The sequence below is a fragment of the Bacteroidota bacterium genome, from assembly GCA_036522515.1.
Lineage (GTDB): Bacteria > Bacteroidota > Ignavibacteria > UBA10030 > SZUA-254 > VBOC01.
In genome coordinates, this window is the sequence record DATDFQ010000051.1 from 1 (window position 1) to 6,437 (window position 6,437).

The 6,437-nt window shown below is 57.2% G+C and carries 3 protein-coding genes; 2 read left to right on the forward strand and 1 reads right to left on the reverse strand.

The window, feature by feature from the left end; translation table 11 throughout:
* The first annotated feature begins 57 nt into the window (after positions 1–57).
* Together VI215_09655 and mfd are read left to right on the forward strand one after the other, a co-directional pair.
* Complete coding sequence (locus VI215_09655) at positions 58–1,293, forward strand: response regulator (GenBank protein ID HEY6192572.1); 1,236 nt, start codon at positions 58–60, stop codon at positions 1,291–1,293.
* Between the two features lie 322 nt (positions 1,294–1,615).
* A complete protein-coding gene (gene mfd, locus VI215_09660; GenBank protein ID HEY6192573.1) occupies positions 1,616–5,137 on the forward strand; it encodes a transcription-repair coupling factor in 3,522 nt (1,173 codons plus the stop codon).
* A gap of 155 nt (positions 5,138–5,292) precedes the next feature.
* Here mfd and VI215_09665 read toward each other — a convergent pair whose 3' ends face one another.
* A complete protein-coding gene (locus VI215_09665; GenBank protein ID HEY6192574.1) occupies positions 5,293–6,270 on the reverse strand; it encodes a phosphatase PAP2 family protein in 978 nt (325 codons plus the stop codon).
* Between the last annotated feature and the right edge of the window lie 167 nt (positions 6,271–6,437).

A 6,437-nucleotide genomic window follows, 5' to 3' on the forward strand; every position in this document is an offset into this window, starting at 1 on the left:
CTTTGTCGCTTTGCGCACCATAGAAATGATTCTGAACCTGAATGGAGAGGTGTGATCATGGCGCTTGACGGAGGTTCCGTAGGGAGATTCTTGAATTCGATTTTGAAAACCCCCAGGAAGAAAGTAATCGTTATCGATGATGAGCCCCTCCTGCGGGAATGTCTGACCAAGGAGCTGGAGGGGCGCGGTTATGCCGCACACGAACTTGAATCGAAGGCAGAAGCATACGATTGGATCATCGCCAACAGGCCGGATCTCATCATTTCGGATATCAAGTCGCCGGGGATGGACGGTTTTCAATTCCTCAGGTGGTTAAAGGCAAATCCCCTTACATCCGGCATTCCGTTCATCTTTCTCACGGGGTTCGCCGACCTTCGCAACGCAATCGAGTCGAAGCGTCTCGGCGCTGACGATTTCGTTTCCAAACCCTACGATGTGGACGACCTGGCACAAACCATTGCACGCGTCTTGAAGGAAAGTTCGCGCGCTCCTTGTGATCAGCCGATCCCGGACCTGCCCGCAAGTTTGTCCTCCGGGGAGTGGAAATTCCTTCCCTGGTCTATGCTGCATCAAATCATGGATGACGCCCTGGAACGGACATCTGAACGTATGGTACCGCTCGCGCCGGATGGAACGTGGGAAATGAATTTCGCGATTGAGGCCGGGGAAAAACTCCTCGGCTGTCGTTTCAGCCGGTCACCCGATTTTGGAGATTCTACTGCCGATGAACTGCTGCGGTTTCGTTTCTGGCTGGACGATGAGGGGTTTAAATCAGGAATCATCTTTAGTTTCCATAAGGTTACGCCGAAAACACGCGAGCTCTCAGAGCTTATCGGGATTCATGTGGTTCCGGACGAGGGCACCGTGAAGGTTCTCGGTTGCGGTGCGGGACAGAATACCGACACTTCAATTCTCTCCGCCATCGGGTACGACCCCGCTCGCCTAAAACGATCCCCCGATTTCATAAACTTCACGCATCGGGTTTTTGACGAGGTTAATCTATCCGAAGGGAAGAAGTTGATGATCGAGTCTTTTGACGGAACTCCGGGTCCAACTGAGGTAGCCATCAGTGACTGGGGGCGATGGGGTCTTGGATTCAATTGGAACAATGATAAGAAGAGACGCTGGATTACAGCGGGTGCGATTTGGGAATTCTGTTCCACCCTCTGGCTAAAGGGAAGAATCACGCGGGATGATTTCGGGCCGGAACCCGTACAACGGGAGTTCCTGTTCGCGCTCCTCAGTTCCTTTTCTTCAGTCCGTTGCGAACGTCAGGCGATCGTTTTCTGGTGAGCTGGTAGAGAGCGAACCCGGGCATTAGTCGCGGCTCAATTTGGCGGCCAACCTCCCCAGCTCGTCATGCTGACATGCTCCAGGTCAGCATCTTGATTCTGATGTCGAACCGAACTTATTCTGTCATCCTGAGCGAAGCGAAGGATCTTGCAGGTCGGAAAGACGAGATCCTTCGGTCGCTACGCTCCCTCAGGATGACAACCGCCACCCGGACCCTGTTGGCGTTTGCAAAGTCCGTCTGAGTTGTGTACTATTCATAGACCCTTACGGTCCACACGAGGTGCGATCGTAGGGGTGAAGTGTTTTCATTCCGGCCAATCCGATGCAGGAAATCAAAAAACTACTATTTCAGTCGGCGAAATTCACCGAGCTTTCCTCTGCCTTGAAGGGGATTTCCCCGGCCAGCCCGTTGAACCTCCGCGGGGTCTCGGGCTCCCTTCTCGCGTTCGTCGCGGCGTTTACCTTCGAAAAGATGAAGGGACAACTCGTCGTGGTAGCGCGCGACGAGGAGAGGGCGGAAATGCTGCGGGACGACTGCGGTCTGCTGGCGGGAGAGGCGAACGTCCGGTTCTTCGGAAAGCGCCCCCATCACACCGGGCAATCTCTCGATCTGACTTCCTCCGTCGCGCAGATCGAGACCCTCCAATCCCTCGCGGCATCATCCCGCCTCATCATCGTCGCATCACCCTCCTCGGTGGTTCAAAAAGTCCCGGCCCGGACCGACTTCAGGAGGACTATCCTCGAGCTTAAGAAAAACGACCAGTATGGTTTTCAGTCTCTGATCGACCGTCTCTCGGATTTGGGTTTCGAGAAGAAAGATTTCGTGGAGGGGTATGGCGATTTCGCGGTCCGCGGAGGCATCATCGACGTCTTTCCCTACGTCGGAGACCATCCCATCCGCCTCGAGTTCTGGGGGGATAGCGTTGAGTCGATCCGGGAATTCGACCTCCTTTCGCAGCGGTCCATCCGCGAACTGAAAAGCACCGCGCTCGTGCCGGCGCTCGAGCGGGATGCGGCAGAGACGGGCAATTCGATGCGGGCGACTCTCTTCGACCATGTCACCCAGGGCGCAGTGGTCATACTTGACGAACCCGCTTTGATCGAAAGTGAAATCTCCGAGCTGGTGAAAGAAGGCGCGGAAGATATTTTCAGTTACGAAGAGTTCGTCAAGTTGGCCGGAAATTTTCCGGCGATCATCCATTCCCAATTCCGGCATGCATCAGCCGCGTCTCTGACACTAAGCAATCAACCTGAGACACCAGATGCCGGTCCCCTGCTGCAACCTGAAGCCCCGGATCCGATCGATTTCGGTTCTTCGCTTCAGCCTGCGTTCAACGGGAGTATCCAGAGGCTCATCGCCGAACTCGGAAACCTGAGCCGGCAAGAGTATAAGATCGCTCTCGCGTGCGATACGAAATCTGAAGCGACCCGCCTCCGGGAGCTCATCGAAGAGACCCTGACTGCGCCGGAAGACGGGAAATCCGCCGAAGAGATCCCGGAGCCCGGGGCCGGAACCGGTGAGATGCCTCCTCCGGCCTTTACGATACTTCCCGAGACCGTCCACTCCGGCTTTATCTACCCCTCGTCGAAGCTGGCATTCTTCACGGAGCACGAAATCTTTGGGAGGATCAAGCGGCGCGGTCCGCCGAAGCGGCGGCGATATAAGGGGTTCTCTCAGAAAGAGCTCCACCAGCTCAAGCGCGGCGACTTCGTCGTCCACACGGATCACGGGATCGGTTCGTTCGCCGGGTTATCGAAGATCAAAGTCGGCGGCGCAGAGCAGGAGGTGATGAAACTCCTCTTCCTTGAAAAAGACGTGCTCTATGTGAACCTCAATTTCATCAACCGGGTGCAAAAGTACTCTTCTCAGGAAGGGCACATCCCGCCCCTGAGCAAGCTCGGCGGGGGAGATTGGGAACGCGCGAAGGCGCGGGCGAAACGGCGCATCAAGGACATCGCGCGCGATCTGATCGGTTTGTACGCCCGCCGGAAACATGAGAAGGGATACGCGTTTTCACCCGACACGCACTGGCAAAAGGAGCTCGAGGCGTCCTTCATGTACGAAGACACCGCCGACCAGGCGCGCGCGACTCTCGAGGTCAAGACGGACATGGAAAGCTCCGCGCCGATGGACAGGCTGATCTGCGGTGATGTGGGGTTCGGTAAAACAGAGGTAGCCGTGCGTGCCGCGTTCAAGGCGGTGATGGACGGAAAGCAGGTCGCGCTGCTCGTTCCTACGACGATCCTCGCGCTGCAGCACTATAACACGTTCCGGGACAGGCTCACCCGCTATACGACACGGGTCGAAAATATCACGCGCTTCAAGTCGGTGAAGGATCAAAAAAAGATTCTTGGGGACCTGGCGAAGGGAGCGGTGGACATCCTCATCGGAACGCACAGGCTGCTATCAGCCGACATCGCGTTCAAGGACCTTGGGCTGTTGATCATCGACGAGGAACACCGGTTCGGCGTTGCGGCGAAGGAAAAGCTGCGCAAGGTCAAGGCGACGGTCGATACGCTGACGCTCACGGCGACGCCGATCCCGCGCACGCTTCACTTTTCGCTGATCGGAGCGCGCGATCTCTCGCTCATCGCAACCCCTCCGAGAAACCGGCTTCCCATCAGCACGGAAATCATTGCCGCCGATTCATCAGGCCGGCAGGTGCACTGGGCCGTGATCAGGGAGGCGATCCTCGGGGAGATTCACCGCGGCGGACAGGTCTATTTTGTGCACGACCGGGTGAATAATATAGAGGCGATCGCAGATCAGGTCCGTGCCCACGTGCCGGAGGCCCGGCTTCATATCGCCCATGGCCAGATGGCCGGTCACCAACTCGAGAAGGCGATGCTCGATTTTCTCGAGAAGAAGTATGACGTTCTGGTCTGTACGAAGATCATCGAATCGGGGCTCGATATTCCAAACGTAAATACCATCATCGTGAATCGAGCCGACAGATTCGGGCTGGCGGAGCTCTACCAGCTCCGGGGGAGGGTCGGGCGTTCCAACGTACAGGCATACGCGTTCCTTCTGACTCCGCCCCTCAGCATTCTTCCGAGGCCGACCTTCCGGAGGTTGCAAGCCATCGAGGAGTTCACCGAGCTTGGCGCCGGGTTCAACCTCGCGATGCGCGACCTCGAAATCCGCGGCGCCGGAAATCTTCTCGGCGGGGAGCAATCGGGGTACATCATGGAAATGGGGTTCGAAATGTACGAGCGGATTGTCCGGGAGGCGGTGGAGGAAATCAAACAGGAAGAATTCAAGGATGTGTTCAATAAGGGGAGTTTGCCGGCAGCGGTGGGAGCGACAGAAACCGTGGTCGAATCTGATATAGAAGCGTTGATACCGGATTTTTACGTGGAGGCCGATTCCGAGCGGCTCGACATCTATCGGCGCCTTTACAGGGCCTCCGAAGCCGAAGAACTCCGGTCGATGCGCGACGAGTTGCGGGACAGGTTCGGCGAATACCCCGCGGAGGTGGAAAATCTATTCCGTCTTGTGGAATTGCGGCTCGCCGCTTCGAAAGCCGGCTATCCCAAGATCTCCGTCCGGGGCGGACTGCTCACCCTCACGCTGCCGGATGCATCGGACGAACGGTTCTACGGGAAGTCAGGAGACGCGGCGACGAAAAAGGACGGAGACGCTTCCGCGCCGTTCCAGAGGATCATGGAGGAAATCTCGCGCGACAAGAAGAAGCGTGCGCAGCTCAGGCAGTTTGGAAAGGAATTGGCGCTGGAGTTCCCGCTCCAGGAAGCGCAGGATGTGAACAAGAGGTTGGACGAGGCCCGGGCGACGCTGGATAGAGTTGTCAGCCTAAGCGGAGCGAAGGATCTTGCCACCCGGTAGCCGCAGCCTTCAGGCCGCGTTTGACAGCCCGCGACCTAAAGGTCGCGGCTACCAAATCAAACAGGCGCTACGGTGATCGGTAGCCGCAGCCTTCAGGCTGCGGGATCCTTCGGTCGCTTCGCTCCCTCAGGATGACATTGGGAGGGTAAACGACCTCACTCCGGCGACGCCGGGGCGCTCTCTTCGAGGTGAAGATTTACTCTCTCCGTGCCTACACTCCAACTTTTCAGCCATGCGAAAAGCTTCGGTGCCGTCCAGACCGTGAACGCCATGAACAACACCCCGCCGATCAGATCCACCACATAGTGGTACCGCAGATAGACCGTGCTGATAATCAGAAGCGTTCCCACCACGTAGAGCACATACCGTGACTTGACCCGGTACAGGTGCGCGAAGTAGAGGATGATAAGCGTCATCTGCGTGTGCCCGCTCGGGAAGGCGTCGCGCTGTGCCACAGCGATCGGGTTCGGGACGTCATTCGGGATCGATTCGCCCGAATTCAGGAATGACCGGAGCGCATCGGTGAAATACAATCCCGGCAATTCTTTATTGATGGAGCCGAACGTATGCAGCGTCAGGCGCGGGCCGACCGCAGGGAACAACATATACCCGAAATACGAGAGGAAGAACCCATACGTTACGGTGAACATGACGAAAGAAAACCTTTCGAGGTCCCCCCGCAAGTGCAGCTCAACCGCGAGCGTTATCATCAACAGATAGTAGCTCACATATGCGAGTTGAAGGATTTCAGTCAGGACCGGGGCGGAAAATCGGGTGAGCCAGACCGTCGGGTTCACGCCGAATAGCCAATGATCGATCGCGATCAGCGACTGATCGATGTCCCCCCTGCCGGATTGCATGATGAGGTAGACTTCCTTGAAGAGCAGGAAAATGAGGGCGACGGGATACCAGTCATGCAGAAATCGGAGAATGCGCAGGCGGGGCTGGGTGGAGGCAACCCCGAGAAAAAGAATGGCCAGACACAACCCGAGATTGATGGGGGCGATGACATGCCAGAGTGCCGCTCCCGGCACGTAGATGATGGAGATGATCGAAATCAGCGCAATGAAGATGATGTTGAGCAGATCGACGGCCGAGACCGACCGCGCATAGGAGGCCAACTTCAGTTCCACGGGCGCTGCCTCATCCGATCCAGGGAAGCATCAACGTCGCAAGCGTCAGGAAGATGCTGATCCCGACGACGTCCTGGAACGCGGTCTCGAACGGTCCCGCCGTGAGAGCGGGGTCGAAGCCGAGACGTTTTGAAATCATGGGGACCGTCGTTCCCACGAGGCCCGAA